10 protein-coding genes are annotated in these 18,989 nt (G+C 64.5%); 6 read left to right on the top strand and 4 right to left on the bottom strand.

The window, feature by feature from the left end; translation table 11 throughout:
- Position 1: 1 nt before the first annotated feature.
- A complete protein-coding gene (locus K4O48_RS18720; RefSeq protein ID WP_260523665.1) occupies positions 2-1,906 on the bottom strand; it encodes a GGDEF domain-containing protein in 1,905 nt (634 codons plus the stop codon).
- A gap of 395 nt (positions 1,907-2,301) precedes the next feature.
- Between K4O48_RS18720 and K4O48_RS18715 the strand changes: the two genes are divergently transcribed.
- Together K4O48_RS18715 and K4O48_RS18710 are read left to right on the top strand one after the other, a co-directional pair.
- Positions 2,302-3,267, top strand: coding sequence for a TAXI family TRAP transporter solute-binding subunit (locus K4O48_RS18715; protein ID WP_222909837.1), 966 nt, complete (start codon positions 2,302-2,304; stop codon positions 3,265-3,267).
- A 121-nt stretch (positions 3,268-3,388) separates the two neighbouring features.
- Positions 3,389-5,941, top strand: coding sequence for a TRAP transporter permease (locus tag K4O48_RS18710; RefSeq protein WP_222909836.1), 2,553 nt, complete (start codon positions 3,389-3,391; stop codon positions 5,939-5,941).
- A 110-nt stretch (positions 5,942-6,051) separates the two neighbouring features.
- Here K4O48_RS18710 and K4O48_RS18705 read toward each other — a convergent pair whose 3' ends face one another.
- Both K4O48_RS18705 and K4O48_RS18700 read right to left on the bottom strand, forming a co-directional pair.
- Positions 6,052-7,743, bottom strand: coding sequence for a Na/Pi cotransporter family protein (locus K4O48_RS18705; RefSeq protein ID WP_222909835.1), 1,692 nt, complete (start codon positions 7,741-7,743; stop codon positions 6,052-6,054).
- Between the two features lie 143 nt (positions 7,744-7,886).
- On the bottom strand, positions 7,887-8,132 hold the full coding sequence (locus K4O48_RS18700) for a hypothetical protein (RefSeq protein WP_222909834.1): 246 nt from the start codon (positions 8,130-8,132) through the stop codon (positions 7,887-7,889).
- Positions 8,133-8,361: 229 nt separating this feature from the next.
- Between K4O48_RS18700 and recC the strand changes: the two genes are divergently transcribed.
- The 4 genes from recC (at position 8,362) to K4O48_RS18680 (ending at position 17,949) form a co-directional block, all read left to right on the top strand.
- A complete protein-coding gene (gene recC / locus K4O48_RS18695) occupies positions 8,362-11,673 on the top strand; it encodes an exodeoxyribonuclease V subunit gamma (protein WP_222909833.1) in 3,312 nt (1,103 codons plus the stop codon).
- Positions 11,670-15,218, top strand: coding sequence for an exodeoxyribonuclease V subunit beta (gene recB / locus K4O48_RS18690; RefSeq protein ID WP_222909832.1), 3,549 nt, complete (start codon positions 11,670-11,672; stop codon positions 15,216-15,218). Before recC ends, recB begins: the two co-directional genes overlap by 4 nt.
- A 307-nt stretch (positions 15,219-15,525) precedes the next feature.
- The gene (recD, locus tag K4O48_RS18685; RefSeq protein ID WP_222909831.1) at positions 15,526-17,376 is read left to right on the top strand and encodes an exodeoxyribonuclease V subunit alpha; all 1,851 of its coding nucleotides are present in this window, start codon (positions 15,526-15,528) and stop codon (positions 17,374-17,376) included.
- A 132-nt stretch (positions 17,377-17,508) separates the two neighbouring features.
- On the top strand, positions 17,509-17,949 hold the full coding sequence (locus tag K4O48_RS18680) for a hypothetical protein (protein WP_222909830.1): 441 nt from the start codon (positions 17,509-17,511) through the stop codon (positions 17,947-17,949).
- On the opposite strand, the gene K4O48_RS18675 is transcribed toward K4O48_RS18680, so the two are convergent.
- Positions 17,950-18,864, bottom strand: coding sequence for an AEC family transporter (locus K4O48_RS18675; protein WP_222912164.1), 915 nt, complete (start codon positions 18,862-18,864; stop codon positions 17,950-17,952).
- Between the last annotated feature and the right edge of the window lie 125 nt (positions 18,865-18,989).

The following is an 18,989-nucleotide window of genomic DNA, read 5'->3' as shown; positions in this document are numbered from 1 at the left end:
GTTAAGGCGTTTCGACCGGATCGGCGACCACCACCTGATTGCGGCCGTTGCGCTTGGCTCGATACAGCGCGGCATCGGCGGCGGCGAGCAACTGGCTGGGTGAGCAGGGCGTGGGCGGTTGCAGCGTGGCAACGCCGATGCTGACGGTCAGATCGAGTCGTGTGCCAACACAAGCCGGGTGCAGCGCTGCCACGGCGGCACGAATCCGCTCTGCCTGCTCGATGGCCTGGTGGCTGTCGATGCCCGGCAACGCAATGACGAACTCCTCACCGCCATAACGCGCGACCACGTCGCCAGCGCGCTGCCCGTGCTGTTTGAGGACGTCGGCGACGAGGCGTAAGCAGGTATCACCGAACGGATGGCCATAGGTATCGTTGACCCGCTTGAAATGGTCGATGTCCAGCAGCAGTACCGACAGTGGCTGCTTGATGCGCTGTGCGCGACGGATTTCCTCATCGATCATCAGGTCGAAATGCCCCCGGTTTGACAGCTGAGTCAGCGCATCGGTGATGCTCATGCGGGTGAGCTGCTCATTGACCAGTTCCAGCCCGCGCTTGGCCTCCTCAAGCGCGCGGGTACGCTCCCACACACGGGCTTCGAGGACTTCGTTGGTGCGCATCTGCACCTCCAGCGTCTGCTGTTGTGCGAGCAGGCGCGACTCACGCTCATGGGCCAGCGCCTCGGAGGCGTGCAAAGCGCTTTGCTGCGCGAGAATGCGGCGGTCACGCTCGTGGTTGATGCGCTGGGCCAGCGCCATCGACAGCAGAACGAATTCCGAGAACATGCCAATCAGTTGGCCATGAAGGGTCAGCGCATTCAGCGGCAGCAGGCCTTCGAGTGCCAGCAGGTGAGCGATGGTGGCAACCAGCAAGGTCGACCAGGCAATCGTGAACAATCGCGCCGACGGATTACCCCGGACCCACAGGCTGATCACGGCGGCCATCGTCAGGATGCAGTGAACCAGCGCCATCGGCTCGATGGCCAGATAGCTTGCAAACCCTGGGGCAAGCAGGGTTACGAGTATCACCATGCCCCAGTACGCCATCAGCAGCCAGGTCACCAGCCAGACCCAGCCGCCGTAGCGTCGAACGTTGAGGAAGCGTGCAGCGAACAGTAGCGGCGTGAAGAAGCACAGCGCCGCGGACAGGCCATAGAAGCGATGGGCAATGGGCGGCGTTTCCGGCCACAGAAACAACCGTCCGAAACCGGTCAGGGCCAGCACATAGAACAGCGCGCTGAGCAGGTAGATGACATACAGCAGATAGCTCATGTCTCGGGTGAAGAAGAACAGGCTGCTGTTGTAGAGCAGAATCACCAGCATGCCGCCGAAGAACAGGCTGATCATCGCAACATCGACGATTTTGCTGGCAGCGAATCCCGCGTCATCCGATATGACCAGCGGCAGCGCGATGAGCTCGCGCGCACGCACCTGCATATACACCACCGCGCGATCGTTAGCGCTCAGCTCGAAGGGAAAGACCAGGTTCTGGTCGGTGATCGGCTGGTCACGCATCGGAACGTGATCGCCGGCCCGCATCAGCGGTCCCCACCTGTTCTCGTTGGGAAAGAACAGGCGCACGCGCACTTCGTCGAGCACCGGCCATTTCAGGCTCAGGTACCACGTGCGGGTGTGTAGCGCCTCGCTGTCGATCATGAAGCGCAGCCACGTGCCGTCCGCTTGCTTGCCCAGGTTGGGTTTTTCCAGCGGCTGCCATGACCACTCGGCACTATGGGCCGCCTCGAAGTCAGCGTCCGGATGCCCGGCGACCCACTCGATGGCATCGACATGCGGCGCGATGCCGCCTTTGCTGACCATGCCTGGTGCTACGGCGGCGTTGCCCTGGCCCGGCAAAACGCCCACGAAGACGGCAAGAAAGCAGCAAAGCAGGAACAGACAGAGGCGCATGGATGACGGTCCCGTTGACCGCTGCTCTAAGGGCTGCGGGCAGTCGAAGGTGGCGAAAATAGACATAGGAACGATACGGGTAATGTCGATTTGATACTACTGGCGAGCGCCTCAACGGCTGCTCCATCTATCGGAACCCAGGACACATTCATCGGCTGTACTAGGCTCATTCTTTAGTTCGTCAAAAATTCACAACCTAACCGCCCCGGTGCACGGCGGAACGCCCATAGCCGGGTTGAGTCCAAACGCTCGGTACGGCTGCATAGCGTCGGTACAGCGCGTGCTCACGACACGCATTACTCGCTGAAACGGCTGGCCTGCTAGACTCCAGACTTCTCGCGTGGCTCACGAGGCCAGCGGGGCAATTCCAAAACAACCAATAAAGGAGTGGATCCATGAAAGGCAAATCCTTGGCATGGATATTTTCCGCCGCATTGGCGGGGACTGGTTTGAGCAGTGTTGCTCAGGCGCAAGAGCAATTCGTGACCATCGGCACCGGTGGTCAGACAGGCGTCTATTACGTGGCGGGGCAGTCGATCTGCCGCTTCGTCAACCGTAACGCCGAAGATCTGAAGTGCAACGCCCCCGCCAGCGGTGGCGGCGTAGCCAACGTCAACGGTCTGCGCAGCGGCGAGTTCAACTTCGGCATCATGCAGTCCGACCATCAGTACAAGGCGATGGAAGGCCTCGAGCCGTTCAAGAACGAAGGTGCGATGGATGACATCCGTGCGGTCTTCTCGCTGCAAAGCGAAGTCTTCACCGTGCTGGCACGCCGCGATGCCAACATCAAGAGTCTCGATGATCTGAAAGGCAAGCGCGTCAACATCGGTAACCCCGGTTCCGGTCAGCGCGACACCCTTGAAGAAATCATGAACCAGAAGGGCTGGGACAAGTCGGCCTTCTCACTGGCCGCCGAGCTGAAGCCCGCCGAGCAGGCGAGCGCACTGGGCGACAACAACATCGATGCCATGACCTACTTCGTCGGTCACCCGAATGGCGCGATTCAGGAAGCCACCACCACTGTCGACGCCGTTCTGGTACCGATTACCGGCCCGGAAATTGACAAGCTGCTGTCTGAGAAGAGCTACTACACCAAGGCTGAAATCCCAGGTGGCATGTACAAGGGCAACGACAGCGCCACGCAGTCGATCGGTGGCAAAGCGGTGCTTTCCACCACGTCCAAGGTTGACGAAGAGGTGGTCTACAAGCTGGTCAAGTCGGTGTTCGAGAACATCGAGCGCTTCCAGCGTCTGCACCCTGCGTTCAAAGACCTGAAGCCGGAAGACATGATCAAGGTTGGCCTGTCCGCTCCGCTGCATGACGGCGCCGTGCGCTACTACAAGGAACGGGGCTGGATGTAACGGCCTTACGGCTCGCTGCATCGTCGTGGGCGGTCACCCGTCCGCGGCTGTCGCCTGAAAACCCGCGTGCTTGTGCCGCGGGTTTTCGCGGTTCCGTTCCCTGAAAAACAGGCCACATTTCATGCAAGACAACCATCTTTCCACTGAAGAGCTGATCGCCAAGGATGTGGGCGCCCGTATGCCGCCCGGCGCGATGGCCAAGCTCATCGCTGGCCTCGCGCTGCTCTGGTCGCTTTTCCAGCTGTGGATCGCCTCGCCGTTGCCCTTCATGCTGCGCATTGGCGTGTTCAACAACACAGAGGCGCGATCAATTCACCTGGCGTTCGCGTTGCTGCTCGCATTTCTCGCCTACCCGGCCTTCAAGCGTTCGCCGCGTGACCGGGTGCCACTGATTGATATCGCGCTCGGTTTGATCGCCGCCGCCAGTGCCGGTTACCTGTTCATCGCGTATGAACAGCTGGCTCAGCGCCCTGGCAACCTCACCACGATGGACCTGGTGACCGCCTGCATCGGCATTCCGCTGCTGCTGGAAGCCACGCGCCGCGCGTTGGGTCCGGCACTGGCCGTGATCGCGCTGGTGTTCCTCGGCTACAGCCTCGCTGGTCCTTATATGCCTGGTTTGCTGGCGCACCGTGGCGTCAGTTTCACGGCCCTGGCCAACCACCAGTGGATCACTACCGAGGGTGTGTTCGGCATCGCGCTCGGCGTTTCGACCAGTTTCGTTTTTCTTTTCGTTCTCTTCGGAGCGCTGCTCGAGCGCGCCGGTGCGGGGCACTATTTCATTCAGCTGGCGTTCAGCATGCTTGGCCATTTCCGCGGCGGCCCGGCCAAGGCGGCGGTTGTGGCGTCAGGAATGACCGGCCTGATCTCCGGTTCGTCCATCGCCAACGTGGTGACTACCGGCACCTTCACCATACCGATGATGAAGCGCACCGGCTTCTCGGCCGAGAAAGCCGGCGCGGTGGAAGTGGCGTCGTCGGTGAACGGCCAGATCATGCCGCCGGTCATGGGCGCTGCGGCGTTCCTGATGGTCGAGTACGTCGGCATCCCTTACGTCGAGGTCATCAAGCACGCGTTTTTGCCAGCGCTGATCTCCTATATCGCGCTGGTGTACATCGTTCACCTTGAATCACTGAAGCTCGGCCTCACCGCGCTGCCGCGGGCCAACGTGGCCAAACCGTGGATGCAGCGGCTGATCGGCTTTGCCTTTGGTGTTGCGTTGATTTCCGGTGTGTCGCTGGGCGTGTACTACGGCCTCGGCTGGCTCAAGCCTGCCCTGGGCGATGCGGCGATCTGGGTGATTGGTGCGTTGGTCGCGGCGGTTTATCTGGTGCTGTTGAAGGTCGCGGCAAGCAATCCGCCGCTGCCCGCCGAGGACCCCGACGCGCCGCTTGAGAAGTTGCCGGAAACGCGTCCGGTATTGCTGTCCGGCCTGCATTTTCTGCTCCCGGTCGTGGTGCTGGTCTGGTGCCTGATGGTTGAACGTCTGTCTCCGGGCCTTTCCGCGTTCTGGGGCTCGGTGATACTCATCATCATTCTGCTGACCCAGCGCCCGTTACTCAGCTGGATGCGCCGTGACGGGGCCCATCAGCACGGGACGTTCATGGATGGCATGGTCGATCTGCGCGAAGGCCTGATTGCCGGTGCGCGCAACATGATCGGTATCGGCATCGCCACCGCGGCGGCCGGAATCATCGTGGGCGCCGTGTCGCAAACGGGCGTCGGCCTGGTTCTGGCTGATCTGGTCGAGCTGCTGTCCATGGGCAACCTGATGCTGATGTTGCTGCTCACCGCGTTCCTCAGCCTGATCCTCGGCATGGGCTTGCCCACCACTGCCAACTACATCGTGGTGTCCAGCTTGCTGGCGCCGGTGGTCGTGGCGCTGGGTCAGCAGAGCGGATTGATCGTGCCGCTGATTGCGGTGCATCTGTTCGTCTTCTACTTCGGCATCATGGCCGACGTTACGCCCCCGGTTGGCCTGGCTTCGTTCGCCGCGGCCGCGGTATCCAAGGGCGATCCGATCAAGACCGGCGTCGTGGCCTTTTATTACAGCCTGCGTACCGCCGCGTTGCCGTTCCTGTTCATCTTCAACACTGACTTGTTGCTGATCGACGTGGACTTCTGGCACGGCGTGGTGATCTTCATCATCGCGACGCTGGCGATGCTGATCTTTGCGGCAGGGACCCAGGGTTACTTCCTCGTACGGAGCCGCTGGTACGAAAACATCCTGCTGCTGCTGGTTGCCTTCACGCTGTTCCGGCCGGGCTTCTGGATGGACATCGTGCACGACCCCTACCGTGACATTCCCCCGACGCAGTTGGTGCAAGCGCTGGAGGCGGTCGATGAAGACAGCCAGCTACGCCTGCGAATTCGTGGTGAGGATGCAGTGGGTGATGTGCGTGAGTTCAGCCTGCTGGTCGCGATCCCCGATGGCGAAACCGGTGAGGAGAAGCTGGAGAAGCTTGGCCTGATGACCTACGAGGAAGGCGACAAGGTGCTGATCGACAGCGTGACCTTCGGCAGCCCTGCCGCCGAGCTCGGCCTGCAGTTCGATCAGGAGATCCTTGCGGTGCGTGCGCCGACCGACCGCTGGGCCAAGGAATGGATGTGGCTACCGGCCTTGCTCTTGTTCGGTTTGGTGGTCTGGATGCAGCGCCGACGTCAGCGGCACTGATCGCTCCGTTTCGTTGACGCAACCCCGGCCATGTCATGCATCGCCGGGGTTTTTTATGGTCGGTGATCGGCGCGCATTGGGTCGGCAATGCCCATGCACCGGTCAGGCGATCAGGCCGGTTTGCCGGTCGGCATCGGCTGTTTGATTCGTGCGTCGCGCATCGCCTGGCTTTCACCGGCGCCACGTGGTTTCCCCGTGCCAGGACCTTCCAGTGCCGGATAGGCTGCGCTGCAGAACAACGAATTCAGGCGCTTCATGTCGGCGATCAGCTCGAGATGGGCCGCGCTGGTCTCGATGCTCTCCACCACTTGCTGATGCAATCGGTGAACGTGGGCATGTGCCAGCTCGCGCTCGCGCTTGCGAAACTGTCGCTTCTGCTGCAGCAGCTGGCGGGCGCTGTGCGAATCACCGGACAGGAACACCGATAGGCCAAGGCTGAGATTAGCGCTGAGCAGCCCGTGCAGCTGGCTGAGCTCATCCAGCCCAGTATCAGAGAACGAGCGACGCTTGGACGTCTTGATGTTCTGCACTTTGCCCAGCATGTGCTCGATGATGTCGCCGGCCTGCTCCAGGTTGATCGCCAGTTCGATGATCTCTGCCCAGCGCCGGCTCTCCTGCTCGGCCAGGTCTTCACGTGGCATGCGCGCGAGGTAAAGCTTGACCCCGCTGTAGAGCGCATCGACGTCATCGTCCAGCCGTCGGATCTCCTCGCCTGGCTCCGGCCGGTCTTCGCGCAACACTTCCAGCAGCCGCGCAAGCATGGTTTCGACCAGATCACCGATGCGCAGGGTTTCGCGTGTGGCATTGGCCAGTGCGAGGGTCGGGGTATCGAGAGCGGCCGGGTCGAGATGGCGCGGCTGCGCGATGCCGTTGTCCAGTGCGCGTTCCGGCAGCAGGCGCTCACAGAGCTTGGCCATCACATTCACGGTGGGCAGCAACAGCAGGCAGCGCAACGAGTTGTAAGCCAAGTGAAAGGCGATGACCTGCGTTTGTGCGCTGAACCCCCATGTCGCCATCCACTCGACGAGCACCGGCATAAAAGGCAGCACAACCAGACCGGCGAGCTTGTACAACAAATTGCCCAGCGCCACCCGGCGGGCGGGCACCGGTTGCGGCGCCGCGTTGAACCACGCCAGCACGCCGCTGCCAACGTTCGCACCGATGATCACGCCAAGCGCCACCGGCAAGCTGATCAACCCAGCACTGGCCAGCGTCGCGGTGAGCAGCACCGCGGCAAGGCTCGAGTACGACAGCACGGCAAACAGCGCACCCACAACCACCGCCAGCAGCGTATCGCCAGCCAGTGACGAAAACAGCACGCGCATGCCACGCGCTTCGGTGATGGGCTCGGCGGCGGACACGATCAGTTGCAGCGCCAGAATGATCAGGCCAAGCCCGATCATGACGCGACCCAGCTGACCGGCGCGGGTTTGCTTGCGTGACAGAAACAGACAGACACCGATCAGGGTGAACAATGGCGAAAGCCACGAGAGATCAAGCGTTAGAACGCGCGCCATCAGAGCCGTACCGACATCGGCGCCGAGCATGATCGCCAGCGCTGTCGGCAGCGCCATCAGCCCCTGCGCGACGAAGGATATCGCCAGCAGGGCGGTGGCGTTGCTGCTCTGCACCAGCGCGGTGACGCCGATGCCAGCGCCAAAAGCCGCCGGCGCATTGGCCATGCTGTGCCCGAGTAACCGCCGCAAATGCGAGCCATACACCCGCATGATCCCGGTGCGCACGATGTGCGCACCCCAAACCAGCAGGGCGATGGAGGACAGCAGGTGCAACAGCGTCAACATCAGGCACGGCCTCCGTCGGCGGTATGAACAACGGGCACGGTGACCCCGCGTCGGAAACGACACGGGATAACGGTGGGTATACCCGGTTGACCATTGCCGTAGCCCGGCCGTTCATAAAATCGTCATGAACCGCTGCGCCTGTTTCAGTTCGGCGTGTGGCAGCCCACACCGAGCGGCACATCCTCGACCCAACGAATTAATAAATGCTTCTTTTCGACTGCGTTGGTCGGCGAGTTTCGCCAGACCTCGTCGTCAGCTCCAATGTCCTTGGCCATCGCGATCAACTGTTTTGAACAGGGCGTGCCGGGGCATCGGAATGCTTTCGCAGACGTTTTGTCAGTCGCAGCATGGGCGAGGGCGCCTATGCCGAGCGCAACACCCAAGAGCATCAGCACGCTCCGGTTGGCGCCTAGTCTGAGGCAGGCGACAGGCTGCCGACGTACATGGAATTTCCCGCTGGGCGTATGGCTATTGAGGCGTTCTGATCACAGGGTTCGTTGGGTTGCTGCGAAAGCTCGTCAAGAACGTCGCACCGGCCATCTGCGTATGCCGTTGCGGCACCGCTGCGCAACCGGAACTTGCTACCCTTGCCCGCTGATCCAGTCGAAGCCGCCCCCAATGCTCAGCCTCTACCACGCCCCTGACCTCGAAACCCTCGGCGAACTGGCCACGCGCCTGCTCGCCCAGCCGCTCGCCGATCCCTTCGCCCCGGCGCTGGTGGTGGTACCGAGCCAGGGTATGGGCCGCTGGCTGACGCTGGAACTGGCGCGCAAGCAGGGAATCGCCATGCAGCTGGAGATGCAGTTGCCGGCCAAGTTCGTCTGGGACCTGAGCCGCACGGTGCTTGGCAGCCTGCCCGAACAATCGGCGTTCTCTCCGACGACCCTGACCTGGCGCCTCTACGGCTGGCTCTGCGAGGCGGCCAATCTCGAGCTGGCGCCGCGCCTGGCGCAGTACCTCGACGGCGGCGATGAGCGCCGGCGGTTGTCGCTGGCGGCCAAGATCGCCGACGTCTTCGACCAATACCTGCTTTATCGCGACGACTGGCTGGCCGCCTGGGAGCGTGGCGATACCTTCGATCTCGGCCCGGACGAAGGCTGGCAGGCGCTGCTCTGGCGCGAGCTGACCAAGGACGGGCATCCGCACCGTGCGCGGCTGCTCGATGATCTGCTGCAGCGGCTCTACAGGGACGAACCCTTGCCCGGCTTGCCCGAGCGCCTGCTGGTGTTCGGCATCAGCAGCCTGCCGCCGCACCACCTGCGCGTGCTCGATGGTCTGGCGCGGCATATCGACGTGGTGGTCTGCGCGCTTAACCCGAGCCGCGAAGCCTGGGGCGAGATCCGTGATATCCGCGAGTTGGCACGCCAGCCCGAGAGCGGCGCTGATGATTGGTATCTCGATGTCGGCCATCCGCTGCTGGCCAGTCTCGGCAAGCAGGGCCGGGACTTCTTCGATTCCCTGTTCAGCCTGACCGCCAGCGAGGGCAGCCAGGAGTTCGGCCTGTATTCCGAAGACGAAGACCTGCGCGATGACAGCCTGCTGCACGCCTTGCAGAACGACATCCTTCGCCTGCGCACCCGCTTGCCCGATGAGCGCATCACCCTGGCCGAGGACGACCGCTCGCTGGAAGTGCATATCGCCCACTCGCCGCTGCGCGAGGTGGAAATCCTGCATGACCAGCTGCTGGCGCGCTTCGCCGCCAACCCGGCGCTGACGCCCGATCAGGTGGTGGTGCTGACCCCGGATATCGAGCGCTACGCACCCTTTATCGAAGCCGTATTCGCCCCACGCGAGGGCAGCCCGCGGATTCCCTACAGCCTCGCCGACCGCAGCCTGCGCGCCGAAATGCCGCTGATCGAGGCCTTCCTTGAATTGCTGATGCTGGCGCAGAGTCGTTTTGCCGCCGAGGAAATCCTCGCCTGGCTGGAGCAGCCCGCCATCGCCCGTCGCGCCGGAATCGAAAGCGAAGACCTGCCGCTGTTGCGCGACTGGTTGCGGGAAGCCGGTGTGCGCTGGGGGCGTGACGGCAGCCAGCGTGTTCGCCTGGGCTTGCCCGACGAATCAGCCTTTACCTGGCGCCAGGGGCTGGACCGACTGCTGCTGGGCTTCGCCGCGCCGCCGCAACTGGCTGGCGACCACGCGCCGCTGCTCGGCGAGCACTGGCCGCTGGATGCGCTGGAAGGCGCCCGCGGGCAGTTGCTGGGGCGGCTGGTGGAATTCGTCGATCGGCTCGGCACGCTGGCCGACCAGCTGGCGCGGCCTCGTCCGTTGGCCGAGTGGGCGGATGACTTGCAAGTCCTGATCGACACCCTGTTTGACGAGCGTGAAGCCGGCGACACGTTGCTCTTGCTATCCCAGGCCTGCGCGGCGTTGCGCGATCAGGCCCAGGCCGCTGATCTCACCCGACCCATCGAACTGGAACTGGTGCACCAGCAGCTCAGCGCTGCCTTGCAGCAGGGCGGCGGCGCCTCGGGCTTTCTTACCGGTGCGGTGACCTTCTGCACGATGGTGCCGATGCGCAGCTTGCCGTTCCGCGTGGTCTGCCTGCTCGGCCTGGACGACGGCGCCTTCCCGCGGCGCACACCGCCGTCGGGCTTCGATTTGATCGGCCGCCATCCACGGCGCGGGGATCGTGCACGACGTCTCGATGACCGCTATCTGCTGCTGGAAACCCTGCTCTCGGCGCGAGAGGCGCTGTACCTGTCCTATGTCGGCCGCGACCCGCGGGACAATGCCGTACTGCCACCGTCGGTGCTGCTCAGCGAAGTGCTGGAAGCGGTCGACATGACCGCCGTTTGTAGGAGCGAGCTTGCTCGCGAACCGGCCAGCACCACTGCCGCGCAGTCGACACCACCCAAAGCCAGCGAAAAGATCCTTATCGCGCATCCGCTGCAGCCGTTCTCACCACGCAACTTCGGCCAAGTGCCCTGCGCCGGTTTCTCGCTGCCCTGGTTCCGCGCCGCCCAGCGCTTGGCCGAGCCACCTCAAACCCAGCCGCAGCCGTTCGCCAGCCTGCTCGCAGAGCCCGACGAGGCCTGGCTGACCATCGAACCCTCCCAGCTGCTGCAGTGCTTCCGCCACCCGGCGCGCTTCCTGCTCGAGCAACGCCTTGGTCTGCGTCTGGCCGATGACCAGGAATCGCTCGCCAGCGACGAGCCGTTCGATTTGGAGATGCCAGCCTGGAACGGCCTGCGTCGGCTGTCGCTGCAGGCGATGGAACACGGCTGGAGTGACGAAGACGAACGGCGCATGGCTTGTGCGGCCGGCTGGCTGCCGACGGGCGAGTTGGGCCAGGCGCTGTGGGGCAAGCTGCGCGGGCCGGTGCGTGCCTTTGCGCCGCGCCTGTTCGAACTGCGCCCGGAAGCGGTGCCCGAGCCGCTGCCGGTGGACATCACCCTGGCCGGCGTGCGTATCCATGGCTGGCTCGATGGCGTGACCCCGGCCGGACTGTTCGGTTGGAAGCTGGGCAAGTTGGGCGAATGGGACTTGCCGCCGTTCTGGCTGCGCCATCTGCTGCTCAACCTGTCCGCCACGCCGGGTATCGAACGTCACAGCCTGATGCTGTCGCCTGCTGGTGACTGGCAACTGGGACCGCTGGCCAATGCCGCCGAGCTGCTCGAACCCTGGCTGGCCGCCTATCGCTGTGCGATTCGTGAGCCGTTGCCGTTGTTGCCGCGCAGCAGTCACGCCTTTGCCAAGGGCTACCGCAAGCCGACCCGTGGCAGCGAACCACTCGACTGCGCCCGCAAGCGCGCCCGTGAAGCCTGGCTGGGTGCCGAGTTCAGCCCCATCGCCGCCGAGGCCGAAGACCCCTGGAACGCGCTGGCCTTCCGTGACCGCGATCCGCTGGATGAGCGTTTCGAGAACCTGGCCGAACAGTTGATTGGTCCGGCTCTGGATGCCCTGGCCGACGAGGAAGATGAAGCATGAAACTCGACCTGCTCGATTCGCCCTTCGATGGCCGCTCGCTGATCGAGGCCAGCGCCGGCACCGGCAAGACCTGGACGCTGACCGCGCTCTATGCGCGCCTGTTGCTGGAGCGGCAGCTGTCGGTGGGGCAGATCCTGGTGGTCACCTACACCACCGCCGCCACCGCCGAGCTGCGCGAACGCATCCGTGCGCGGCTGGCCGATCTGCTTGCCGTGTATGAAGGCACGCCGAGCAGCGACGATTTCCTCAACCGCTTGCACGCGCGCTACCCGGATGAAGCCTCGCGCCGCCGCCTGTTGCTGGCCGTGCATGGCTTCGACGAAGCGGCGATCTTCACCATTCACGGCTTTTGCCAGCGCGCGCTGCAGGATGCCGCGTTCGAGGCCGGTGGAGATTTCGACAGCGAGCTGACCGCCGACGACCGCGAGATCATCGATGCCCTGCTCGCCGATGCCTGGCGCAGCGAGCTGGCCGATGCCGATCCGGCCTGGGCGCGCTTCCTGGCCAAGAGCCGGATCGCCCCGCAGTGGCTGCGCCAACGGTTGCGCAGTCACCTGGGCAAGCCTTACTTGCGCGTGGAACCGCAGGGTGCGCCGGTCGCCGCCGACCTGCGTCCGGTCGAGGCCGCTTGGCAACGCGCCGCCGATCTGTGGATAGAAGCGGGCACTGCCTGGATCGCTGAGCTCCGGGCACACGGTGGGCTTAGCCAAAGTACACACAAAGGCATCAAGTTCGAGCCCTGGCGGAGCGAGCTTGACGCCTATTTTGCCGACCCGGCCGTGATGTTCGATCTACCCGATGGCGCGGCCAAGTTCGGCGTGCGCGCCTTGAGCAAGGCCTGCAAGAAGGGCTTCGACGCGCCGGTGTGCGAGTTGGCCCATGCGCTGGACGAGCTGGCCGATCAGGTGGCCGAGGCATTGCCAGCGGGCAAGCAACGGCTGATCGCCCTGCAGGTCGCGCTGCTGGAAAGGCTCAACCGCGAGCTGCCGGAGCGCAAGGCGGCGCAGCGGCTGTTGGCCTTTGACGACCTGCTGAATCGTCTTGACGAGGCGCTGCAAGGGCCGGTCGGCGAAGACCTGGCGGCCTCGCTGCGCGCCACCTATCCGCTGGCGCTGATCGACGAATTCCAGGACACCGACCCGATCCAGTACGCCATCTTCAACCGCATCTATGCCAAGGCGGGCGAGGCGTCGCTGTGTTTTGTCGGCGATCCCAAACAGGCGATCTACGCCTTCCGCGGGGCGGACCTTGCAACCTATATGACGGCCAAGCAGCAGGCCGATCGCGAGCCCTTCAACCTGCCGACCAATTACCGCTCGACGCCCGATTTGATCGCCGCGTTGAACCAGCTGTTCGACCATCCGCAGCCGTTCGCCCAGCCTGATCTGCGCTATCCAGCGGTAGGCGCGGCCGACAAGCCGCGGGCCAGCCTGCATTTGGTAGGCGAGGGCGAAGCCGCGCCGCTGGCGTTGGTCTGGCTGGGCGACGATCCGCTGGGCAAGGGCGAGGCCGCGCAGCTGGCCGCAAGCGACACGGCTCGGCGTATCGCCCTGCAACTGGCGGGCGCCGCGGAAGGGCGCGCCGGCTTCGACAAGGAAGGTGTGTTTACTTCGCTGAAAGGTGGCGACATCGCCGTGCTGGTGGCCAACCACCGCCAGGCAGGGTTGATTGCCGACGAGCTGGCGGCCCGCGGTGTGCCCAGCGTGCGCCGCGGGCGTGACAGCGTCTGGCGCAGCGAGGAGGCGGCTGAGCTTGCCGCGGTGCTCGCCGCCTACGCCGAGCCCGGTCGCGAAGGGCTGCTGCGCTATGCGCTGGCCACGCGCCTGCTGGGTCGCAGCGCCGCCGACCTTGCCCGCTGCCAGGACGATCAGCAGCAGTGGGACGCCGAGCGCGAAGCCGCCGAGCGATATCACCAGCTCTGGCAGCAGCAGGGCTTTATGCGCGTGTTCCGTGCCTGGCTCGACGAGCAGGCGGTGGCCGAACGGCTGCTGGCGCGTGTCGATGGCGAACGTCGGCTGACCAACCTCCTGCATCTGGGCGAACTGTTGCAAGCCGAAAGCCTGCTGCGCCCGGGTCTTGAGCCGCTGCTCGCCTGGTTCAACCTGCAGCGCGGCAGCGAAGGCGCCGGCGAAGAAGCCCTGCTGCGCCTGGAAAGCGATGCCGAGCGGGTGCAGATCGTCACCATCCACACCAGCAAGGGCCTGGAATATCCGCTGGTGTTCTGCCCCTTCCTGTGGGACGGCAAGCTGCTCGGCAAGAACCGCGACAGCGCCCGTTGCCACGATGCCAGCGGCCAGCCGCTGCTGGACTTGGGCAGCGACGAGCTGGAGGACAACCTCGAACGCGCCCGCCAGGAAGTCTTCGCCGAGCAGCTACGGCTGGCCTACGTCGCACTGACTCGCGCCCGTGATCGGCTCTGGCTGCATTGGGGACCGGTCAACCTGTGCAAGCCGAAGAAGGACGGCAGCCTGGCCGACGAAGGTCTGCACAGCAGCGCCCTGGCCTGGCTGCTACACGGCCGCGAACTGCCTGGCGAGCAACCGTTGACCGAGCTGGGCAATCATCTGGCCGATCTCAACGGTGGAAGCCTGCGCCTGGCCATCGAGCGACTGGTGCAGGGAAGCGAAGGCCATATGGCCTGCGTGCCGCTGGAGCTGCGTGAAGCCAGTGCCGAAGGGCCCGGCCGTGCGGCGCCGCCTCAGCAGTTGTCGCAGCTCAATCGCAGCCTGCACAGCGCCTGGCGGATCGGCAGCTTTTCCGGCCTTGCGGCCGGCATGCATATGGAAGCGCCCGACCGCGACGCCTTGGCCATCCCCGATGCCGGCGAGCCGGGCAGTGGCTTCTTCGCCTTTCCCCGCGGAGCCCGTGCCGGTACCTGCCTGCACGCGATCCTCGAAGACTGGGCGCGAGGCAAAGGCGAGCTGGACGCGCTGGTCGAACCCGCTTTGCAGGCCTACGGTCTGCCGCTGGAGTGGAAGGAAATCGCCATCAGCCATCTGCAAAAGGTGCTCGACACCGATATGGATGGCGGCGGCCTGACCCTCGCCGCGTTGCAGTCGGCCAGACGCCTGCCCGAACTCGGCTTCACTTTTCCGGTACGGGACCTCGACGTGACGCGGCTGCGCAGCCTATTGGTCGATCCGGCCAACGGCCTCGCCGAACCCTTGCGCGAAGCGGCGGCGCGGCTGGAGTTCGACAGTCTCAAGGGGTTTCTCAAGGGCTTCATCGACCTGACCTTCGAGCACGACGGCCGCTGGTACATCGCCGACTACAAATCCAACTGGCTCGGCCCGGACGCCAATTACTACGGCGGCGAACGGCTGCTGCAGGCGCTGGCCGGCGAGCATTACTACTTGCAATACCTGATCTATCTGGTAGCGCTGCGCCGCTTCCTGCGCCAGCGCCTTGCGGATTTTCGCGACGAACAGCTGGGCGGCGCCTTCTACCTGTTCCTGCGTGGCATGCCCGATGCCGGCGTCTACTTCGCGCGGCCGGACGATGCGCTGCTCGATGCGCTGGATCGATTGTTCGAGGAGGGCAAGTGATGTTTGCGGCTATGCCAATACCTGGCGTTGCCTTCCCGCACGCTTGGCGGGTTGCACCCGCCCTACGATCTGCCCGATGCGCTGTTCGAGGAGGGGCGGTGGTGCGCGTGGGGTTTGTAGAAACCGTCGGATTGCAGTTTGCGCCAGTTCATTACGCTTATCCTGCCGGGCATATCGGTGGGCTGAAGCCCACCCTACGAGCGGTGCGCCCGGATATCTCCGTAGGGTGGGCCGGGCGGCGTTCCGCTTCAGCCCACCGTTGGGACCGCCGTCTGGGTCTGGCACCTTCTGTATCGAGGCCTACCCGATGACGCTTCGTTCAGAGTTACCCCTCGGCCCCCTGGAGCGCGCCTTCGTCGCCAGTTTGCAACGCCTGGAGCCGGAGGCTTCCGAGCCGGTGCTGCTCGCCGCCGCGCTCTGCTGTGAAGCGCTGGCATCTGGGGATGTCTGTCTGCCGCTCCAGCGCCTGGCCGGCAGGCGGCCCTGGCCCGATGTCGATCTCAGCATGCCCTCGCTAGCCGTTTGGCGCGCACAGCTCGAAGCCTCCTCGCTGATTGGTGCGCCTGACGATTACGCGCCGCTTACCCTGGTCGGCAACCGGCTTTACCTGGCCCGGTACCAGGCTTATGAACAGCAGTTGGCCGAACAGCTGCTGACTCGCGCAGTGGACGCACCAGATGTCGATGAAATTCAGCTGAGCGACAGCCTGGCGCGGTTGTTCGCTTTCAACCAGCAAAGCCCCGATTGGCAGCGCCTCGCGGCAGCACAGGCGGTACGCCGGCGACTGGCTGTGATCTCCGGTGGTCCCGGTACCGGCAAAACCACCACCGTGGTGCGCCTGCTGGCGGCGTTGCTGGAACAACCCGGCGGCGAACGCCTGGCCATCGGCCTCGCGGCGCCCACCGGCAAAGCGGCGGCGCGCATGGCCGAAGCGATCCGCAACGCCAAGGCCGAGCTGCCGGTCAGTGACGCGGTGAAGGAGGCGCTGCCGGACGAGGCGCGCACGCTGCATCGCCTGCTCGGCAGCCGCGGTGACAGCCCGAAGGTGCGGCATGACGCGGCCCATCCACTGGCGCTGGACGTGCTGGTGGTGGACGAGGCATCGATGGTCGATCTGGCGTTGATGGCCAAGCTGGTCGCTGCGCTGCCGCCGAAGGCAAGGTTGATCCTGCTCGGCGACAAGGATCAGCTGGCCGCCGTAGAGGCAGGCGCGGTGTTCGCCGAACTCTGTGAAGGGCGCGGTTTCGATAGCCAGGCCGCGGCTGATCTGCAACGCATTACCGGGCAGGCCGTACCGGTCGAGACGCCGCGCTCGCGCCTCGGCGATGCGGTGGTGCTGCTCACCCACAGCCACCGCTTCGCCGGCGACAGCGGGATCGGCGAGCTGGCGCGGCGAATCAATGCCGGGGATGGCAAAGGCACCATCGCGTTGCTGCAAGAGGGGCGCGCGGATTTGGCGTGGAATGCGATGCCGAGCCCTAATACGTTGATTGAGCGCCTGGAGCAGGGCTACACGCCGTATCTACAGGCCGCACGCCACGCTGATCCGAGCGGGGCATTCGATGCCTTCAATGGCTTCCGTGCACTGACAGCCCAGCGCGAAGGCGCTTTCGGCGTTACCGGCATCAACGAGGCGTTGGAGGCGCGTTTCAAACGCCGCCTCGGCGTCCCGGCACGCGAACGCTGGTATCCCGGCCGCGCAGTGATGGTCCGGCAGAACGACTACGCCCTGGGCCTGTTCAACGGCGATATCGGCCTGTGCCTGAAAACCGAGCAGGGCCTGCGGGTGTTCTTCGAGGGCGACGAGGGCTATCGCGGCTTCGCCCCGGCACGGTTGCCGAGCCACGACAGCGCCTTCGCCATGACTGTGCACAAAAGTCAGGGCTCGGAGTTCGCCGAAGTGCTGCTGGCGTTGCCGGAACAGCCCAGCCCGCTGCTGACGCGCTCGCTGTTCTATACCGGCATCACTCGGGCCAAACGCAAGGTGGAGATCTGGGCTTTGCCGGCACGCCTCGCTGAGGCGGTAAACACCCGTGCCGAACGGGCCGCGGGGCTAGCCGAGCGGCTAGCACTGCAAGCGAGGCCGACCGCAATCGCCGAGCAGCGAGCTCGTCCGTCGCCTGTCGAGCCTGAAGGCGACCAACTCAGCTTGTTCTGACGGCGTGCGCAGCTGCTCGAAGCCAGCATGATCGCTGCGCATCCCCGCCAGTTTCGTGAAACGGTTGTGCGTTTGGGCCGCAGAATTCTGTTCCGATGCCAGTTCGTCGAAAGCCGATCAACGGAACGCGTGATGAAAAAATTATTCCTTGTGATTTGGGCCCTGCTCAGCGTGTCGCTTACGGCGGCCGCGCTGCGCGAGCTCTGGCTCGATCCGTCAGTGGCCAATGGCTTTTTTCTGCTGCTGGTTGGTTATTACATCGTCTGCTTTTTTTGCCTCATCCGTGCCGCCTTCCTGCCCTGGGGTTTGCTGGGTGCGTATCGACGGAGCGGCTATTGGCTGTGTCTGATTCTGCTGCCGCTGGCGCTGATCCCGCTGCATGCTGCCTTTAAGGTCTGGCAGCAGGGGGGCTACGTAGCGGCCGAGGCGTCACGGCGGGTGTGGGTCCACCAGTTGCTCGGCTGGTTGCAAGACGCATTGGGTTATCTCGGTCCGCTGCTTGCACTCTGTGCGCTGGGGCTCGGCGCGGCGCTGATGCTGCTGCACCTGCTCCGTGGACAGGTCGTGCGCTAATCAGCCATTGAGCAGCGTCAGCACGAGCGGCAGACTGGCCGCCGCCAGAAGTGTCTGCAGGGTAATGATGCCAGCCATGAGATGGCTGTCGCCGCCAAGCTGACGCGTCAGCACATAGGCAGTGGGTGCAGTAGGCAGCGCGAAGAACAAGACGATGATGGTCGTCTCCATTGCTGGCAGGTTGAGCAGCCGGGCTACCGCGTATGCCAGCAATGGGACAGCCAACAGGCGCAGGACGCTGTTCCAGCCAAGCGCGGGGATTTCGCCGCCAAGCTCCCTCGGTTTCAGCGCAGCACCCACACACAACAGACCCAGGGGCAGGCTGGCCGCCGCGAGAAGGCTCAGCAGCCGATCGGTTCCGCCGGGCAAGCCCAGGCCCGAGAAGTTGATCAGGGCGCCGGCGACGCAAGCGAGGATCAACGGGTTCTTTGCGATCGGCAGCAGCAACGAGCGGACACTGACGCCGCGCTCGGCTGTCAGCGCCCACACCGACATGACATTTACCGTGGGAACCATCAGCGCCAGCATCAGCGCTGCCAGTGCTAAGCCTTCCTTGCCAAACAGACTGCCCACGGCCGCGAGACCAAGGTAGGTGTTGAAACGCAGCCCTCCCTGCGCAAACGCGCCAAAGCGCGCCGCGGGCCAGCCGCGGACCCTTCTCATGATCAGCAATACAAGCCACGCAGCACCCAGGCCCAGCATCACGGCAGCGGCCAGGCGCGGCAGTGCAGAATTATCCAGGGGGGCGGTGGCCAAACTGCTGAACAGCAGGGCGGGGAAGAGCACGAAATAGTTGATGCGTTCAGCACCCGGCCAGAACTCCTCGCTGGGAAAGGCACGCAGGCGCAGGAAATAGCCGGCGACGATCAGGGCGAACAAAGGCCAGAGGGCGAGCAGAAGGGCAGTCACGCGTATACATCCAACAGTGCAGGTGACTCGATAGTGGAGCGTCGCGCCGGCCTCGGCAAGCGCTGAACGCGGCCTAGGGCCACCGGCAGGCCGCTTCGCTGCGCGTTCATCGGGAAAACCGGCGCGATGAT

This window comes from Pseudomonas sp. DNDY-54, from assembly GCF_019880365.1.
In the GTDB taxonomy this organism is placed as follows: domain Bacteria; phylum Pseudomonadota; class Gammaproteobacteria; order Pseudomonadales; family Pseudomonadaceae; genus Stutzerimonas; species Stutzerimonas stutzeri_P.
The sequence above is the reverse complement of the archived record's forward strand: the minus strand, read 5'-3'. Positions and strand labels throughout refer to the sequence as shown.

Excerpts from the sequence above, each read along its gene's own strand:
- K4O48_RS18710 (WP_222909836.1), top strand. The coding sequence starts at position 3,389 with ATGCAAGACAACCATCTTTCCACTGAAGAGCTGATCGCCAAGGATGTG.
- recC (WP_222909833.1), top strand. The coding sequence starts at position 8,362 with ATGCTCAGCCTCTACCACGCCCCTGACCTCGAAACCCTCGGCGAACTG.
- K4O48_RS18715 (WP_222909837.1), top strand. The coding sequence starts at position 2,302 with ATGAAAGGCAAATCCTTGGCATGGATATTTTCCGCCGCATTGGCGGGG.
- K4O48_RS18700 (WP_222909834.1), bottom strand. The coding sequence starts at position 8,132 with ATGCTCTTGGGTGTTGCGCTCGGCATAGGCGCCCTCGCCCATGCTGCG.
- recB (WP_222909832.1), top strand. The coding sequence starts at position 11,670 with ATGAAACTCGACCTGCTCGATTCGCCCTTCGATGGCCGCTCGCTGATC.
- K4O48_RS18705 (WP_222909835.1), bottom strand. The coding sequence starts at position 7,743 with ATGTTGACGCTGTTGCACCTGCTGTCCTCCATCGCCCTGCTGGTTTGG.
- recD (WP_222909831.1), top strand. The coding sequence starts at position 15,526 with ATGACGCTTCGTTCAGAGTTACCCCTCGGCCCCCTGGAGCGCGCCTTC.
- K4O48_RS18680 (WP_222909830.1), top strand. The coding sequence starts at position 17,509 with ATGAAAAAATTATTCCTTGTGATTTGGGCCCTGCTCAGCGTGTCGCTT.
- K4O48_RS18720 (WP_260523665.1), bottom strand. The coding sequence starts at position 1,906 with ATGCGCCTCTGTCTGTTCCTGCTTTGCTGCTTTCTTGCCGTCTTCGTG.